The organism is Winogradskyella sp. HB-48 (assembly GCF_049942685.1).
Lineage (GTDB): Bacteria > Bacteroidota > Bacteroidia > Flavobacteriales > Flavobacteriaceae > Winogradskyella.
Genome location: NZ_CP187934.1, coordinates 2,775,787 through 2,793,168 on the forward strand (window position 1 = coordinate 2,775,787; position 17,382 = coordinate 2,793,168).

Annotated in this window: 15 protein-coding genes; 2 read left to right on the plus strand and 13 right to left on the minus strand. The window is 34.7% G+C overall.

What is annotated here, in order from left to right:
- Positions 1-101: 101 nt before the first annotated feature.
- The 9 genes from ACPX19_RS12535 to ACPX19_RS12575 form a co-directional block, all read right to left on the minus strand.
- On the minus strand, positions 102-683 hold the full coding sequence (locus ACPX19_RS12535; RefSeq protein WP_426430349.1) for a hypothetical protein: 582 nt from the start codon (positions 681-683) through the stop codon (positions 102-104).
- A 149-nt stretch (positions 684-832) separates the two neighbouring features.
- Positions 833-1,405: a DUF4251 domain-containing protein gene (locus ACPX19_RS12540; RefSeq protein ID WP_426430350.1), complete on the minus strand. Its 573-nt coding sequence runs from the start codon at positions 1,403-1,405 to the stop codon at positions 833-835.
- 65 nt (positions 1,406-1,470) lie between these two features.
- Entirely contained in the window at positions 1,471-1,923 is a 453-nt protein-coding gene (locus ACPX19_RS12545; protein ID WP_426430351.1) for a DUF2452 domain-containing protein, read from the minus strand.
- Positions 1,924-2,484: 561 nt separating this feature from the next.
- A complete protein-coding gene (locus ACPX19_RS12550; RefSeq protein ID WP_426430352.1) occupies positions 2,485-3,540 on the minus strand; it encodes an NAD(P)-dependent alcohol dehydrogenase in 1,056 nt (351 codons plus the stop codon).
- A gap of 360 nt (positions 3,541-3,900) precedes the next feature.
- The gene (locus tag ACPX19_RS12555) at positions 3,901-5,745 is read right to left on the minus strand and encodes an adenylate/guanylate cyclase domain-containing protein (RefSeq protein WP_426430353.1); all 1,845 of its coding nucleotides are present in this window, start codon (positions 5,743-5,745) and stop codon (positions 3,901-3,903) included.
- Between the two features lie 18 nt (positions 5,746-5,763).
- Complete coding sequence (locus ACPX19_RS12560; protein ID WP_426430354.1) at positions 5,764-6,192, minus strand: hypothetical protein; 429 nt, start codon at positions 6,190-6,192, stop codon at positions 5,764-5,766.
- Between the two features lie 19 nt (positions 6,193-6,211).
- Positions 6,212-7,336: a hypothetical protein gene (locus tag ACPX19_RS12565; protein ID WP_426430355.1), complete on the minus strand. Its 1,125-nt coding sequence runs from the start codon at positions 7,334-7,336 to the stop codon at positions 6,212-6,214.
- Positions 7,337-7,752: 416 nt separating this feature from the next.
- Positions 7,753-8,124: a hypothetical protein gene (locus ACPX19_RS12570; protein ID WP_426430356.1), complete on the minus strand. Its 372-nt coding sequence runs from the start codon at positions 8,122-8,124 to the stop codon at positions 7,753-7,755.
- A gap of 179 nt (positions 8,125-8,303) precedes the next feature.
- The gene (locus ACPX19_RS12575) at positions 8,304-9,857 is read right to left on the minus strand and encodes a DEAD/DEAH box helicase (RefSeq protein ID WP_426430357.1); all 1,554 of its coding nucleotides are present in this window, start codon (positions 9,855-9,857) and stop codon (positions 8,304-8,306) included.
- A gap of 123 nt (positions 9,858-9,980) precedes the next feature.
- On the opposite strand from ACPX19_RS12575, the gene ACPX19_RS12580 reads away from it, so the two are divergent.
- Together ACPX19_RS12580 and ACPX19_RS12585 are read left to right on the plus strand one after the other, a co-directional pair.
- Positions 9,981-10,922 carry a peptidoglycan DD-metalloendopeptidase family protein gene (locus tag ACPX19_RS12580; RefSeq protein ID WP_426430358.1) on the plus strand — a complete coding sequence of 314 codons (942 nt, stop codon included), beginning with the start codon at positions 9,981-9,983 and terminating at the stop codon, positions 10,920-10,922.
- Between the two features lie 56 nt (positions 10,923-10,978).
- A complete protein-coding gene (locus ACPX19_RS12585; protein WP_426430359.1) occupies positions 10,979-13,207 on the plus strand; it encodes a DNA topoisomerase 3 in 2,229 nt (742 codons plus the stop codon).
- 31 nt (positions 13,208-13,238) lie between these two features.
- Here ACPX19_RS12585 and ACPX19_RS12590 read toward each other — a convergent pair whose 3' ends face one another.
- The 4 genes from ACPX19_RS12590 to ACPX19_RS12605 form a co-directional block, all read right to left on the minus strand.
- Positions 13,239-13,703, minus strand: coding sequence for a GyrI-like domain-containing protein (locus ACPX19_RS12590; RefSeq protein ID WP_426430360.1), 465 nt, complete (start codon positions 13,701-13,703; stop codon positions 13,239-13,241).
- A 26-nt stretch (positions 13,704-13,729) separates the two neighbouring features.
- Positions 13,730-14,185: a cold-shock protein gene (locus tag ACPX19_RS12595; protein WP_426430361.1), complete on the minus strand. Its 456-nt coding sequence runs from the start codon at positions 14,183-14,185 to the stop codon at positions 13,730-13,732.
- Positions 14,186-14,352: 167 nt separating this feature from the next.
- The gene (locus ACPX19_RS12600; RefSeq protein WP_426430362.1) at positions 14,353-14,805 is read right to left on the minus strand and encodes a DUF4251 domain-containing protein; all 453 of its coding nucleotides are present in this window, start codon (positions 14,803-14,805) and stop codon (positions 14,353-14,355) included.
- Positions 14,806-14,810: 5 nt separating this feature from the next.
- Entirely contained in the window at positions 14,811-17,282 is a 2,472-nt protein-coding gene (locus ACPX19_RS12605) for a zinc-dependent metalloprotease (RefSeq protein WP_426430363.1), read from the minus strand.
- Positions 17,283-17,382 lie beyond the last annotated feature (100 nt).

A 17,382-nucleotide genomic window follows, 5' to 3' on the forward strand; every position in this document is an offset into this window, starting at 1 on the left:
GTCAAGTATGAAACTATTTTGAGAAAAACAGTTTTCATTATTAAGTATAAAAAAAAGAATAAGAAATTTTAAAAGTACTTTGAAACTATTATTCACTGCTATCAATTAATTACAGGAGGGTTTGTTCCTCTACCAGAACTTACTTTAACCAAAGGGTCTAGAATTAAATAAAAACGTCTTGGTTTTTCGTTTTTGAAGTTAACTTTAAGCGATAGCAATATGCTGTATGATACATTAGTATCGTGTACTGAGTCTCTTGTGAAAATGATACATTTTTCATTTTTATTAGGCGCAATGTATAAGGTGCCATCTGGGGCACTGTAAACAAATTCATCACTGTATTTAAAGAGTCTTCCCCAATGGTTGTTGAGCAAGCCATCTTGATTGATAAAGGTTTTATCTACATTAATAACTTTACAACACACCAACCTGTAATCTATAATATCCGACAAATCATCATCGGAATTGGCTGATAGGCTAATGGATATTTTCGTTTTTCTATCAATTAGGGAAAACGCATTTTTTCCTACGGTTACAAAATTATCAATCTGGATAGGATTGTATGGCGTGCCTAGTTCCATATAACAATGTTTTAAGGCATTTTTTAATTCCTCTAAAAGAATATTGAATTTAATTGGTGCGATGACTGGGCCATCTTGCTTGAGTTTGATTTTGATGTACATAGGTTAGTATTGGATTAATAGCATTAATTAAAAACTTCCATTCTTTAAAGAATGAAGCGACAATTTTAAATCTGTTTAAGGGCTATTAACTAAGGGATTGTCTAAATATAGAACTTTTATGAGAATAATTTTGACAAAATAATAACTATTTATTCGATAGTCACGAGTTGTCCTCTATAACCAATTGCATTTCTATGTGAACTGACAATGTTAATATCAACAGTTTTACTAGGAAAGAACGTAATGAAGATTTTATAGGATTCAACCGTATCTTCATCGTCATTGATTGTAAACTGCATTACGTAGGCATCTTTCTTTTGGTGTTTGCTAAGCTCATAATCTTGTGGTATATTATTAAATTCAATACCTAAGCTATTATTGTAACGTGTGCTACTTAGTCGTTGCTCTCCATAATATGGTAAGTAACCAATGATGCTATCATTCTTAAAGGTAATGGAATAGCCATTGACATTGATTCGGTTGGCAGTATTACCAGTGTAGCGCGTTAAATTATTTAGTACTTGTGTTGTGGCATTGGTGTTAAATGGTATAACGGTATTAATGTCTATTTTGAAGTCTTTGTTATTGAGTATGGTTTCTAGGTTATTGAGTTTTTCAGCGCGTTCAGTTGCTGATTCTGAGGTTTTGCAAGACACAGCAAACACAATAGCTAACAATGCTAAGCTATGAACAACGAATTTTATGGAAATATATCTTTTCATAACCATCTTAAAGATAGTTATTTAAGCCTAAACTTACTAGAACATTAACATGCTATTAATACTGGTTAGCTTTTTACTAAGAGTTGAGATTGGTTCTGCCCTACCTTTTCCCAAAGGTAGTCTGAGGTTAGACGAAAGCTGCCTAAATACTCAAAATTACAACTGTTGGGTTCTATAATAGACAAAAATGGTTCTTGCTTTGCGTTATTGTATAAATGATAGGTCTCACCTATTAAAGGCTCGAAAGTAAACTTGGCATTGGTCACCAGTTCATTATACTCCATAACCTTGACCAAATCGTCATATTCTGCTTTAATGGCTTCATATTTGGCTTTGAGGTGTTTGTTGGCCTTGTAGATTTGTGAACTCTTCCAAGTCCCATTGTTTGGTAGTTTTATCTGTGGTGCACCAACATTTGTCGCATAAGGTCTAAAAGCAGCATCGTAGCGTTGTTTTTCTTCGTCAAATACGACTAGGTCGGGTTTTTTAGTTGATTTTTTATTGTTATCTCTACTCATAGCTATACAAAAATACGGATTTGATATTGTGCTTTTTGTATGTTATGACAATTTTATGAGTGGTTCTGGATACATTTTTAATTGCTTTGTTGGAGGTTATAATACTTGAATTGACGTGTTGATTAGCTTGATTGGTTCTCTACATGAAATACTTGTGTGTTTTTTATGTACTTTTTTGATGCACCAAAAAAGTTACCAAAAAAGTGCTTTGCTGTCAAAGGTATTTTTAATAGCACTCTAGTGCTCTTAAAACCATAACAAAAATCCTAAATGGCTTCCAAGGCTTCAGCCATTCTTTACGGAATTTGGTTATATATACTGCTGACAGCGGGTTCCGACTGTGTCGAAATTGGGTTTGACAGTCTTTGTGTAATTCTTTCAATTGGTTCTCGATACAAAATGCTTGCGACATTTCACTCGAACTGACAGTTCTTTTAAATGGTTCTCGATATATTCCGATGTTTACAGTTGGAACACCTGTCTGCCAACAGGCAGGCTCAAACTGACGTTTGGGCACAACACAACGTTTATGAAAAATTAATGTTGCAATGAATTTACTTTCTAATTTTTCAGTGATTTCATATCGATAACAAATCGATACTTAACATCGCTTTTGAGCATACGTTCATAAGCCGTATTGATGTCTTGCATGTTAATTACTTCTATATCAGAGGTGATATTATGTTTGCCACAGAAATCGAGCAATTCTTGCGTTTCTGCTATACCACCGATTAATGAGCCAGCTAAAGATTTACGACCCATAATCATTGGAACGGTAACTACAGGTGGGTCTAAAGGGCCTAAATAGCCCAAAACCACGAGCGTACCATTGGTGTTTAATGTTGAAATGTACGGATTAAAATCGTGCTCGTAAGGCACAGTATCCAAAATGAGGTCAAACTGACCCATAGCCTTTTCCATTTGGGCATCGTCTGTAGAAATTACCACATCATGTGCTCCAAGTGCCTTAGCATCGGTAATCTTGTTTGGAGACCTTGAGAACAAAGTGACATGAGCACCTAATGCGTGGGCTAGTTTAATGGCCATATGCCCTAAACCGCCAAGCCCAACAACAGCAACTTTACTATTCTTGTTAACATTCCAATAGCGCAAAGGTGACCATGTGGTAATCCCTGCACAAAGAACAGGTGCAACACCAGCCAAATCTAAATGTTCTGGTACACTTAGCACAAAAGCTTCATCGACTACAATAGTTTCTGAGTAACCACCATGTGTATTAGTGTCTAAGTGCTTATCAAAACCTCCATAAGTACCAACCCATTCTGGGCAGTATTGTTCTAAATCGTTTTTACAATTGTTACAGGTTCTACAGGAATCCACCAAACAACCAACAGCAACAATATCACCGACCTTATGTTTTGTAACACCTGATCCAACATTAGTCACCTTCCCTACAATTTCGTGTCCTGGTACCACAGGATACTGTGTCATGCCCCAATCATTTCGGGCAAAGTGTAAATCCGAATGACAAACACCACAATAAAGGATGTCAATCTCAATGTCATTCTCTAAGACCTCCCTTCTATCAATTTGTAATGCTTTTAAATCGGCTTCTGGAGATTCGGTTCCGTATGCTTTAACTTGTTTTGTTTTCATTTTGTGTTTGGGTTTAGTTTTATTAATTTGTTAGATATTATTTTTAAGTTATACTTATGATTGTTTTACTGTTGATGGACTAAATCTTTTTAATTTTCCTAATGTTCATTTTTGAAAGACCAAAAACGAACCAAAAAGTCTTTTGCTGTCAAAGGTATTTTTAATAGCACTCTGGTGCTCTTAAAACCATAAATGGCTTCCAAGGCTTCAGCAATTCTTTACGGATTTTGTTTATATATACTGCTGACAGCGGGTTCCGACTGTGTCGGAATTAGGTTTTACGGTCTTTGTGGGTATTAGTTCTCGATACAAAATGCTTGCGGCATTTCACTCGAACTGACACACATTACTATTATTTGATTAATTTACGAAATACATTTCCATTTCCCCTCTATTTTTGACTGCAATTTTGCCTCTGTATTCGCATTCAAAGTCATCTTTTATAATTTTATAAGTATCCTCGGATATATTTATTCGTCCTGCTTCCGAATTGCTTTCCATGCGTGATGCTATATTTACCGTATCTCCCCAAATGTCATAAGCGAATTTTTTAGAACCTACGACTCCTGCCACTACAGGTCCTGTATTAATACCTATTCGTATGTCAAATGTAGCATCGGTGAAGTTATCATGCTTGGCCTTAGTAACAAAAGCATTCATTTCTTTTGCTGCCAGAATCATTTCCTTAGCTTGGTCTATATGATCAAAACTTAAACCACCAACTGCCATATAGGCATCACCAATAGTCTTAATCTTTTCTAAACCATACTTTTCTATTATACTATCAAATTCCGTAAAGTAATGGTCTATGGTTTTTACCAGTTTTTCTGGCGAAAGGTTTTCGGCATAACTCGTAAACCCTTTAAAATCTGTAAATAAAACGGTTACTGAAGGAAACTTTTTGGCCTCTACTCTACCCTTATCCTTTAATTCTTGTGCAGTTTCTTCTGGTAAGATATTTAATAGCAACTTATCGGATCGCTCTTTTTCATTTGCTATAATTTTATTGGTAGCTTTTACAAATTTGTGACGCTTAAATAAGCCATAAGCTAATAATGAGGTTAGAAATAGTACTCCAACGGTTGACCAAATGATAATACGTTGGTTTTTTCGTTTTTGAGTTTCCACTTTTAATTCGGCTTCTTTTTTACCGACCTCGAGATTGGCCATATTTTGAACATTCTCTAGATTAATGATACTATCTTGATAAATATCGTGCTGGATGTACCGCTCTAGAGCTTCTTTGTAGTTTCCAGAATTCTGCATTAGTTCTGATAGCTGTAAATTAGCATCACTTATTTGGTCTTTTAAATTGTGTTTTTCGGCTAACTCCAAGCTTCTTTTTGCATAATCCAATGCAGCATCGAAATCGTTTTGTTCTTGGTATATGTCAGAGATATAGTTTAAAAATTCTGAAATGGGATAATAGTATTCATTAGTTTCAAGTAATTCTATAGCTTCGTTCATATATGCTTTTGCGAGTTCATCTTTGCCCTGTTTGGCATAGACCATACCCGTATTTCCTAAATTGTAGGCTTTGCCTATTTCGTGATCTAGCTTTTCAAATATCTCGCCGGATTCTGCAAAATGTCTCAAAGCTTTATCATATTGCTCGGTTTTGTAATATTCATCACCTGCATTCATCAAGGCAGTAGCTAAATTTACAGTGTCTTTATCTTTCCTTAAAAGTTCAATAGCTCTGACATAATACTTTTCAGCACTTTCAGAATTTCCAATCATAGAATAGGTGTCAGCAATTGACACAATCGTAGAACCAGCAAGACTATTATTAACATCATTTTCAGCTATTTCTATACATTTGAAATATGCTTCTATAGCTTCATGAAATTCGCCTAGAAGTTGTAATGCATTTCCTTTTTGTAAAAATCCTGTTGATCTAAAATATAATAAAGAATCCTTCGTGATAAGTTCCTTTTTAGATTCGTATTCAGTACTCTTTATTAATAATTCTGAGTAAATAAGTTTTTCTTCAGGATTAGTTTCATCTTGAGAAATAATCGTGAGAATGCGTCTAATCTCTTTTATATCAGAAAGTGCCTTGTACTTTTCTTTAAGTTTTTCAACTTTTTGTTGATTTAAATCTAAATTTCCCTGACAAAAACAAATTTGAAATGATAAGCATAATAAAAGTGATATAATTATCGGATTATACTTTTCTCTTAAAGTGTAAAAATTTTCTAACATGTAATCATTTCAGTTCTGTCAAGTTTTTTGACGTATCTGCAATTTTGGATCAATAATAAACAAAGAATCACCTCGGTAACCACTGTCAAAGGTTATGGAATATTTAGCCACTAAATTATGACCTGTATTATTATCACCTAATACAGCGACCCAAGAGCCGTCACCTACATCATAAGGTGGCTTTTCAAAGAAGCCCTCGGGTGCATCTTTAAATTCAATATTAGTTATTAATGCAAGATGCTCACGTCCACTTGCGTCAGAAATATTCCAACTTATCAAGGTATTTGCATCAGCAATACTATCAAAGCTAGTCTTATCTCCAGGAATGTCGTAACCATCACTTGGAATATTATCACTAAAACTAACATATTTTAAAAAGTTAGTTCGGTCTCTATGCATATCTTCAGCATTGATTATAATGCTTACTGCTACGGATTGATTTCCCATCTTATATTATTTGTTTTTATTATGTTTTCTGACGAATCTGTAGTTTAGGATCAATAATAAAAGTTCGTGTGCTAAATGGCATAGCAGCGACAGAGTGCCATGCATTTTCGTTGTAATTGGACATGTATTGCAGCTGTGGTCCCGAAAAGATAATAGGTCCTCTAACGCTATTTCCTGCAATACCTTCAACGTTATCAAAAGGTGCATTAGCGACAGCTGTCCATATACCATCATTAGATCTATACACTTTATTGCCTCCATAAATTACTGTGCCATTACCGTAAGTACCACTGATTCCCTCGATTTCTATTGGTGCATCGGTAATGTATTGCCATCTATTATCATTATAGCTCATCATACATTGCACTTTATTGCCTGCATAAACAATTGGGCCTCCTAAATTATCGCCAGCAATGCCTTCAATATCAAAAGGAGCATTAGCTACTTCTACCCATATCCCTTGGTTATAGTTGTCTATGTAGGCTACACGACTGCCATTGTAAACGATGACTCCTCTACTGTTTTCGCCAGTAATGCCTTGTATCGGGAATGGTGCTGGGTTAATTTCAACCCATTGATTACTTGCAAAACCATTCATGTAGGCTACACGGTTTCCAGAATAAATAATAGCACCACTTGTATTGTAACCTGCAATACCCTCAATCTCGAATGGAGCTTCAGCAACAACATGCCAAACATTATCTTGATAACTATTCATGTATGCCACGGTTTTACCCAAATACACCATAGGGCCATTTTCATTGCTACCCGCTATGCCTTCATAGCCATTTAATCCAATAGTAATACTGTATTTTTCTTCATCTTCAGGATTAAAATTGCCATTTTTAATTTTTGCCGTAAAGACATTATGACCATCACCACGTTTAATGGTTTGCATAATCTCCTTTCCGGATTTGTGTTTTACATCTTGAAAAAAAACTTCAGTATTACCAGTTTTTGGTACAGCTGTCCATATTATTTGTTGGTTTTTTTCGACTTGTGAGGTGTAGTTTTCTGGATGACCTGGCTGCTCAATGGGCCCACCTAGTCCTTGTGAAAACACAACAGCATAGTTTTTGTTTTCTTCCGTAATGTTTTCTGTATCAACAGTGACAGTGATATTAATCGGTGTTGGGTTACTCATAATTATTTTGATTTAATTGGTTAATAGCTAGTTTGATAAGGTAAGGGTATTATGAAGTAATAGGACGTTATGTGTTACTGGTATTCAATAGAATGCCACTTTACAAATTGAAGTAAATGGGAATGTATCATATGTGGTCAACAATTAAACATATGATAGGCAAAACTACAATAGTATATTTAGGGATAACAAAGTATGGGAATGGTTCTTTTGTAGAGAAGAGGTGATTATAAAACTACGTAATATTTTTATGCTTTCCTAATAAAAGGTTTTATCTGCATTTAAAAGAGAAAGAAAAAATCTCTATTAAGATACTAGCAATAATAATAATAAACTTGAAATTACTACTTGTATAAAAAAATAAAGAGATGACTTAAGGGCAAGTCACCTCTTTACAACCACTTAGTTAGTCTTCATTAGGATTTTTTAGTTTCAATTACCGCTAAGGGCTGTATCTGTGTTTTTAAACGCTTATATAGATTAAATTGTGGTTGTGTTAGAATATTACGCATTTCAAGAGTTTCTGCTTTACGAAGTTTGTATAATTGGTTTAGTTTTTCTTCACCTTTAAAATTATTGTGAATCTTTTCTTCTCTTATTAAGAATTCCTCTACCTTTTTCTGAAACAGTATGAATTGCTTTGCATCTAATGCCAACTGGTCATCATATTTATCTGTAATGCTGGTTGCAATGGATTCCAAAGATTCATCATTGTTTTGCATTATTGGGTCTTGGGAAAATCCAACGATTGAAAATAGTAGAAAAAGTATTGTTATTAAAGTTCTCATGTGTTATAAGTGTTTTGGTTTACTATAGTATAACCATTACACCTGTTTATAGCAAATAATTTAAGAGACCTTAACGTAAATTACAGAACTTTAACAGTAAATTAATGCTTTATATCATTTATTATAAATATTTAAAAAACAAATATTTATACTCAATATTATTTAAGCAACTAGAAGATTTAATCCTCAGGTGGATACCCATGGATTTCTTCAAACTTTTCATCAAAGTTTGTTCTCAAATACGAGTTTAATTTTTTCTGATAATCATCCTTTAGCCAAGTTAAAAAATTGTGCGTACTCTTGCTGATGCACTTTGCGTAGATTTCCACACGTTGGTTAATGTCATCTTTTAAAAGTTTAGCCAAAGCAATAGCATCATAGACGTCCTCACTGTTTTCTATGCATATTTTAGCATGTTGCTCAATGGATCGTTCTAAAACTACCTTAGAGGATTCTCCAGCATCCACAGCGTCCTTGTAGGTTTGTATAACATCAAAGTATGTGTCTTCAGACTTTGAAAATTCACCTTTTATCTCATCTGATAAATCGTGCTTAAAATTCGCTTCAATAGCTTCGTCACTCTTTATACGATCTGCATACCAATTTGGTGATTTAAAAATGAGTTGCCAATCTAAGTCTGCTCCCCAAGGTCCAAAGCGGTATAGGTTATTACCAAGGTCTATTACGGTAAACTTATCCTTATTATTAAGAATACGAGAGCCGCGACCAATCATCTGATAATAGAGCGTCAATGATTTTGTAGCTCTGTTAAGAATAATGGTATCTATAGTAGGTTCATCAAAACCAGTGGTTAAAATACTAACAGAGGTTAGAATGGCATTGGGTGTATTGTGAAACCAATCTAAAATTTGTTTTCGTTGCTTTTTAGTCGCTGTATTATCTAGATGCATAATTGGCAATCCTGCTTCCCTGAAAGCATAATAGACACTTATTGATGTATTGATACCATTATTGAAAATTAAGGTCTTCTTCCCTAGTGCATGTTTTTTATAGGCATCAACTGTTTTTTGGAGCATTGCAGGACTGGTATATAAATCTTCTGAAGATTTTACGGTATAGTCGCCATTAGAACCCACTTCTAGAGAAGTTAATCCCATATCGTAAGCATAGGTTTCGCATCTGGCAAGAAATTCATTTTCTATTAGATTCTCAATACTTTCACCTGTAATCAATTCGTTGTAATTGTCTTTCATTGGCAGTTCCTTGTTAGAACTCAAAGGTGTTGCAGTAACACCAAGGATGAAGGACTTTTCAAAAAACTTAAAGAGTTTTGTAAACGAGTTATAATGTGCCTCATCAATAATCACCAAACCAACATCAGAAATATCTAGCATATTATCATTGAGTCGATTATTTAAGGTTTCTACCATAGCTACAAAACAGGAATAATCTGCCTGGTCATCTAGGTTAGCTTTACTGCTTACCACTTTATTAGTTACTCCAAAACTCGTTAGCATCTCCGACGTTTGTGAGCAAAGCTCTATACGATGCGTCATTACCAAAACCTTTTTGTTGTGGTTTTTAAGATATTGACGTACCATCTCAGAAAAGATGACTGTTTTACCACCTCCAGTAGGTAATTGATATAGTAAATGATAATCGTCTGGTGCTGTGTCGAATTTTTCAAAAATCTGACTTATAGCCCCTTGTTGATAGTCATATAATTCTTTATCGGTTTTCTTTTCTTGAACAGCTTGGTTTGTTTGAGACATATATTGAGTTGTAAATTTAAAGCTGCAAAATTAAGGCTTTTTAGTCGATGTTTAATGTGATTTGCGATTAACAATATTTATGCTAATTTAGCGTTCTTTCAATCGAAAGACATATAAAAATAAATGAAATACCTACTTTTTTCCATTGTGTTTGTACTTTGTACCTGCGCATGCTTCCCTCAAGGTGACAACCAATCCGAATCTATAAAAATTGAGCTTCCAACTAACTTTAAAAAGGCCCTTTTAGTCAATGAAATCGAGATACCTATACAATCTAAGGCAGATAATAATAGCAACGATTTTGTGGATATTAAAGCAGAATATTGGGACACGACGGTTTATAATCCATATAAATCTACTACTGTAAATACTACTGAGTTTCCAATGAATATTACATTTTCAGATAGTACTTATGCCTCACCAGTACCGCACAAAAAAGTTATTACATCACATTTTGGCTGGAGAAGAGGTCGACCACACAAAGGATTGGATATAGATTTGGTTACAGGTGATTCTGTGGTTTCCATGCTTAGCGGAATTGTACGATTTGCACAATATAGTCGTGGTCATGGAAAGACGGTTGTGGTACGTCATTTCAACGGATTAGAAATAACTTATGCTCATCTTTCTGACATTGCAGTTAAAGTTAATGATACGCTCGCTAAAGGCCAATATTTAGGCAAAGGTGGTAATACAGGGCGTTCCACGGGAAGTCATCTCCATTTATCCACCACATATAATGGAGAATTCATACATCCTGAATATCTTTTTAATTTTGACGACACCAATACAATCCGTTCTCAAGAACTTTGGGTTACTCGCAAATGGACAAAAGCTACGTATCATAGCTCCAAAGGTTTGGCAAAACTAACCTTGTTTACCACCAAAGAAGCTGCTCTAGCCAGTTTAGAAAAACAACGCAAAGTGTATGTTGTGCGAAGTGGCGATACCTTATCAAGAATTTCTAAGCGCAACAACACAAGTATTGCTGCTATTTGCAGAACCAACAAGATCAATCAAAACTCTACCCTGAGAATTGGACAAAAGCTCATTTTAGAACTTTAAAAACGTCTGTAAAATTTTATATTTTATTTACTTTGCATCTTTAAAATTTTTAAAGTTTGAAAGTCTGTATTGCTGAAAAACCAAGTGTTGCAAGAGAAATTGCAAGTGTTTTGGGAGCCAACACCAAGCGTGATGGCTACTTTGAAGGCAATGGCTATGCTGTAACCTATACTTTTGGTCATCTCTGTACACTTTGTGAGCCAAGCGACTACAAACCACATTGGAAAAGCTGGGACCTGAACAACCTTCCGATGCTACCCGAAAAATTTAAGGTTAAGGTTGCCGATGATAAAGGCATAAAAAAGCAATTCAACATAGTAAAAGGTCTGTTTGATAAAGCTGAAGTCGTTATTAACTGTGGTGATGCAGGGCAAGAAGGGGAATTAATACAACGTTGGGTACTTAATGAAGCAAAGTATAAAGGAAAAGTCCAAAGGCTTTGGATATCATCGTTAACAACGGAAGCTATAAAAGAAGGATTTGAAAACCTAAAGCCTGCAGAAGATTATGATAATCTGTATTATGCAGGATTTTCGAGATCTATTGGAGATTGGCTACTAGGCATTAATGCTACACGATTATATACGGTAAAGCATGGAGGTTATAAACAAGTATTATCTGTAGGAAGAGTACAAACCCCTACCCTTGCCATGTTGGTAAGCCGCTACAAAGAAATTGAAAACTTTGTGCCTCAACCTTATTGGGAATTGCAAACGTTATATAGGGATACGTTGTTTAGCTATGAAGAGGGTCGTTTTCTAAAAATGGAAGATGGTGAGAAACTAGCAAATAAAGTCAAAGAACACGAGTTTGAAATTGTTTCGATTAACAAGAAAAAAGGTACCGAATACGCTCCCAAACTTTTTGACCTTACAGGACTGCAAGTATACTGTAATACCAAGTTTGGTTTTTCGGCAGATGATACTTTAAAAATCGCTCAACGATTGTATGAAAAAAAAGTCGTTACCTACCCAAGAGTTGATACCACATTTTTACCCAATGATATTTACCCAAAGGTTAAAGGTATATTATCAAAACTAACCGATTACTCAATACTTACACAACCTATATTAAATAAAAAAATAAAGAAATCTTCTAAGGTTTTTAACGATAAAAAAGTAACCGATCACCATGCTATAATTCCTACTGGGATGCAAACCCATTTGCACCCAGCAGAGCAACAGGTTTATGATATCATAACCAAGCGATTCATTGCTGTTTTTTATGATGATTGTAAAGTATCCAACACCACAGTAATTGGTAAAGCAGATGATGTAAATTTCAAGACCACAGGCAAGGAAATTTTGTTCAAAGGTTGGCGTGTGGTGTTTGAAAAGAAAGACACTTCGACTGCGCTCAGCGTGACAAAAGATGCTGTTTTACCTAGTTTTACTAAAGGCGAAAAAGGACCACACGAGCCATCATTTTTAGAAAAGCAGACCAAACCTCCAAAGCAATATACAGAAGCTTCTCTCCTACGTGCTATGGAAACCGCAGGCAAACAAGTTGATGATGATGAGCTGCGTGACTTAATGAAGGAAAATGGTATCGGTCGTCCTTCTACACGTGCAAACATTATTGAAACACTTTTTAAACGCAAGTATATAAAGCGTAATAAGAAACAGATTCTACCAACGCTAACTGGAATTCAGCTAATAGATACCATACAGAATGAACTCTTAAAATCTGCTGAATTAACAGGCACTTGGGAGAAGCAATTAAAGGATATCGAAAAAGGAGATATAAGCGCCAATGTCTTTATAAAAGGCATGAAGCGTATGGTAGATGCTCTAGTTTATGAGGTGCGCAATGAAAAAGTAGAAACCCGAATTTCTGCAGTAAAGAATAAACCAACTTTACAAATAAAGGCTAAATCTTCAACAAATCAAGTTGTCGGCTCTGCTTGTCCTAAATGCAAAGAGGGACAACTGTTAAAAGGAAAAAATGCTTTTGGTTGTAATCGTTATGGTAAGGGTTGTGACTTTTTGTTGCCTTTTCAATTTGCGGATAAAAAAATATCAGAAAATCAGTATTTAAGATTATTGAGTAAAGGGTCTACGGTAAATCTAAAGGATTTAAAGCTAAATGGGAATTCAATTGAAGGCCTATTACGTTTTGATGAGAACTTTAAACTCAAACTAGAACCTAAGCAAACCACTAAAAGAAAGGTTAAAGCTGGCGATGCTTGTCCCAAATGTAAAACAGGTATCATTTTAAAAGGAAAAACTGCATTTGGTTGTAGTAATTATAAAACGGGTTGTGATTTTAGGGCTAGCATTAATTAGGCTTCGACTCCACTCTGCCTGACATCAAACCTTATATCGACTTTATTGGAATATAAAAATCCTCTTCAGAATCTGGACTTCCGTTTTTATACTTTTCACCCATTACCTGAAAATGAGGTCTATCGTCTATAGCATAACCAGAATTTGGAAGCCACTCAGACATGATTTTTTGATATGTTTCACTAGCATTCATTCCTTTATGAGGAAACACAGCGTAAACTCCATCCGGAATTGTATAGCTTTCCATATCATTAGGCACACTTGAAATTTCAGAAACTTCAATGACTGCCCAAATTTGATATGGTTTATCAAAATTGCTAAAATGCGTATAATTTTGAAGTGCAATAAACTCTTGGTTTAGAACATTTTTGATTTCATGCTTTCTCGGCATGAAACGCTTCCAAAGCTCAACAATCTTTTGGTGTTGATGCATAAGCATTTCACTGCTCATGCCAATCACCTTCTTTTCTTTTAGCGTTACAATTTTGGGATTCATTAATGTGGATAAAATAAGATTCTACTCTATACTTTTTTAACCTTAACTGCATTCATGCCGCGTTGGCCTTTTTCGAGTTCAAAGGTAACATTATCATTTTCTATGATATCATCCAAAACACCGCTAACATGGGCAAAATATTTTTCATTAGTATCTTTATCGAGTATAAATCCATAGCCTTTAGAGCTATTAAAGAAAGATACTTTACCATTTCTAATAGGGTTGAAATCTTCTGTATCATGTTCTTTTTTAGGGATGCTTATTTCAATATTTTTGGCTTTAACCTTCACTTTCAGTGATGGGTCTGGCGGAGTATCTGTAAGATTGCCATTGTGATCTACATAAGCAATTGGGATACCTGCTGAACCGTTTTCTTCTTTATCTTGTTTGCGAGCTTCCATTTTTTTCCGTTTATCTTCTCGCTTTTTTAAACGCTTTTTTTCTTTTTCTGTTTTGCTAAATGTTTGCTGTGATCTACCCATTCATCTAATATGTAGTTAATAATCGTATTTACTCTTGAAAATATACAATGCAAACAAGCTAATTAACTTAACAATGAATAGTGCGTTAGACCAAAAAGATAACTAAGAATTAATGTTATTTGTGAGGTGTATCTTCAATAAACTCAATCAAAGGTAATGTTTAAATACTATTTAACGAAACCTTTATAACTAATTGTTTCATTATTTTGAGTATCTAAAGTTAAAAAGGCATTTCCGTTAGGTCTTACTTCAATTTTAGCATTATATACACCAATTTTAAAGCTGATGGCAATTTGATGTGCCTCATCATTAAAATTAGTAGTGTAGTTCTCTAAGCCACCTTTTAGCATTATTGGTTTGTCAGTATCTAAGTTGGTAAGTAGTCCATAAAAATTAGCACCTTTGATTGTAATTAAATTTTCATTTTCAGCCACTTCACTTCTTTCATCATCACTAAAAACCCAAGTGGCTATAAAACTGAAATTTTGAGATTGAACCACCTTCTTATTTAAGTCGTACATTGCTTGTACTTTTTCTTCCTTCGTTAATGGATTTTGGGAAAAACCAACAAAAGGCATTGCTAATGCAACAAACAAACAAATAATAAATAGCTTCTTCATGATTCTTATTTTGGCTCCAATATAGTGTTAATTCTTTCAATACAGTCGTTGAAATGGTATTTTGTATCGGTGTTTATATTTGCTTTAGCTACAGATGACAGAACCCTTTTCAACTGGTTTAATTCTCCTCTAACTATAGCTCTTACATCAGATTGGTTAACATTAAAATATTGACTACTTCTATTAGGATCTATTTGTTCTGTCATTAAATACTCCATTCTATCAATATATGCACGCTGTAAATTTCTCCTAAAAACCGAAACATTGGACGACGTTCTAGTTTCAGACCAAATTCCAAGTCGCACATCTTTCATCATATCCAATGCTGAATAGTTACTATCGTCCATTGCCTTGTGGTCTATAAGTCTTCCCAAACGCTCAAAGCTCATTAGGCTATTTAAGTGACGAGTTTGCAAACCTCTAATCCTATCAGTATAACCTGCATAATCAATATTTTTCAAAATACTTTCGTCTATCAACCAATCTGGTGTATCAAATGCGTTACTGTGCAACCATTGTATTGCTGATTTTTGATATGACTTGTCCACAGGATTATAAACTAATCCTTTTTGGGATGGGTTTTTAGTATCTTCTACCACTCCACCTACATGCGTTACAACGTGTCCTACGTACCGACTCCAAACTCCTAAAAGTTCACCATAAAGCTCTTCTAAATCTTCATAATTATTTGTTTTATCACTTGTCCAATTAGGTAAATTCTTGGCAACTATTTTAAGGTTTTTTAATCCATATGTACTTGCCTTTATGCTGTTATTACCAATGTCTTCTGTTTGTGCTGTTGGATCAAAGCGGCTACTTTGCTTTCCGAATTTATAAATCGGGTTTCCTTCTTTTTCTGTAATCCAACCATCTAAGATTTCTTTTTCATCGTCAGCTGATTTCGCTTCAGGAATATAGCGATAACCATAGTTAATGGCATAATCATCATAAGGTCCTAATTGGCGTACAAAACGAATATTTTTATCACCTGGTTGTGCAATGTAATTGTAACGTGCATAATCCATTATAGTAGCTGCAATTCCGTTTTTCTGTGTAAAGGCTCCATCTCTATAACTTTCCACATCATAGGCATAGCTAGCACTCATATTATGAGGCAAGCCCAATGTATGTCCAACTTCATGAGCAATAACCATTTTCATCATTTCACCAATTTCCTCATCAGGTGTGTTTAAAGTTCTAGCTGAAGGGTTAGCAGCACCAGTTTCTAACAAATATCGGTTTCTATACGAGCGTAGATGATTGTGGTACCAAATAATGTCACTTTCTATAATCTCACCACTTCGTGGATCTGAAACACTCGGTCCTGTGGCATTTCGTGTAGTACTGGCTACATAGCGAACTACAGAATATCTAATATCCTCTGGACTAAATTCAGGGTCTTCCTCCTTGCTTGGTGGATCTTTTGCGATAATGGCATTTTTAAATCCGGCTGCTTCAAATGCTTTTTGCCATAGCTCTATACCTTCTTTCATGTATTTTCTAAACTTCATTGGTGTTGCAGGATCTAGATAATAAACAATGGGTTTAATGGGCTCAACCAATTCACCACGCTTATATGCTTCAATATCTTTTGGAATTAATTTCCAGCGTCTGATGTAGGTTTTTTCGTCTGCTTTTAGTTCTTCACTTCCATAATCATATTGTCTAAGTGTGAACCATCCTACCCTTTCATCAAAATAACGTGGTTGCATTGGTTCTTCTGGCAAAAGAATCATAGATTGGTTCATTTGAACACTAATGGTTTCGGTACCATCATTAGTAGGTGGCTCTGCAGCAGTATATGTGAAATCTTGTACTACTTCTATATTTTCTGGGTAACTGCGCATGGCATTGATAAAGCTTCTAGATTTATCTAAACTTCTTACTTTGTATTGTTTTCTGAAGAATTCTGGTAAACCACTTATTGCTTTAACATCTGAGCTATAAAAACTGGTTACATCTATAACTACAGCCGAGGAATCCTTAGAAAACGCCTCTATATCGAACGCATATAATGTGGGTTCATAATTATTAGCTCTAACAGACACTTGAATAGGCAAACTATCTGCTGCCACAGCACTTGATGATTTTTCTTTAATCAGGATTTTATCTCTAAATCGTTCCCAATTGATCATCCTTGTATTTGTCTTTGTACCAGCATTGACATACCCACCACCTAGATTGGCTGGTAATTTTGCCAATCGACTTACCAATAGCATGTCTGTATTTAGAAACTTGGTTGGAATTTCAAAATAATATTTATCATCAACTACATGAACATCAAACAATCCTTTATCAGTAAAGGCATCTTTAGTGATTACTTTATCGTAATCTTTTATTTTTCCTTGCTTCTTGGATGGTGTTTGAGGTGTAGTTGTTGCAGAAGCTTGCTGATTTTTATTTTGAGAAGCTTTTTTAGCCGTTGCACATGATAAAAAAAGGCCTACTACTAACCAAAGTAAAAGAATTTTTTTCATTCGTAGAGTATTTGATTTTGGTTGAGAGCCTAAAGATAATTAATTGAAATGTAGTTTTTGATTATTTCTTAAAAGCTGTTAAAATGCTATGGTTATTCCT

Excerpts from the sequence above, each read along its gene's own strand:
- ACPX19_RS12535 (WP_426430349.1), bottom strand. The coding sequence starts at position 683 with ATGTACATCAAAATCAAACTCAAGCAAGATGGCCCAGTCATCGCACCA.
- ACPX19_RS12540 (WP_426430350.1), bottom strand. The coding sequence starts at position 1,405 with ATGAAAAGATATATTTCCATAAAATTCGTTGTTCATAGCTTAGCATTG.
- ACPX19_RS12545 (WP_426430351.1), bottom strand. The coding sequence starts at position 1,923 with ATGAGTAGAGATAACAATAAAAAATCAACTAAAAAACCCGACCTAGTC.
- ACPX19_RS12550 (WP_426430352.1), bottom strand. The coding sequence starts at position 3,540 with ATGAAAACAAAACAAGTTAAAGCATACGGAACCGAATCTCCAGAAGCC.
- ACPX19_RS12555 (WP_426430353.1), bottom strand. The coding sequence starts at position 5,745 with ATGTTAGAAAATTTTTACACTTTAAGAGAAAAGTATAATCCGATAATT.
- ACPX19_RS12560 (WP_426430354.1), bottom strand. The coding sequence starts at position 6,192 with ATGGGAAATCAATCCGTAGCAGTAAGCATTATAATCAATGCTGAAGAT.
- ACPX19_RS12565 (WP_426430355.1), bottom strand. The coding sequence starts at position 7,336 with ATGAGTAACCCAACACCGATTAATATCACTGTCACTGTTGATACAGAA.
- ACPX19_RS12570 (WP_426430356.1), bottom strand. The coding sequence starts at position 8,124 with ATGAGAACTTTAATAACAATACTTTTTCTACTATTTTCAATCGTTGGA.
- ACPX19_RS12575 (WP_426430357.1), bottom strand. The coding sequence starts at position 9,857 with ATGTCTCAAACAAACCAAGCTGTTCAAGAAAAGAAAACCGATAAAGAA.
- ACPX19_RS12580 (WP_426430358.1), top strand. The coding sequence starts at position 9,981 with ATGAAATACCTACTTTTTTCCATTGTGTTTGTACTTTGTACCTGCGCA.
- ACPX19_RS12590 (WP_426430360.1), bottom strand. The coding sequence starts at position 13,703 with ATGAATCCCAAAATTGTAACGCTAAAAGAAAAGAAGGTGATTGGCATG.
- ACPX19_RS12595 (WP_426430361.1), bottom strand. The coding sequence starts at position 14,185 with ATGGGTAGATCACAGCAAACATTTAGCAAAACAGAAAAAGAAAAAAAG.
- ACPX19_RS12600 (WP_426430362.1), bottom strand. The coding sequence starts at position 14,805 with ATGAAGAAGCTATTTATTATTTGTTTGTTTGTTGCATTAGCAATGCCT.
- ACPX19_RS12605 (WP_426430363.1), bottom strand. The coding sequence starts at position 17,282 with ATGAAAAAAATTCTTTTACTTTGGTTAGTAGTAGGCCTTTTTTTATCA.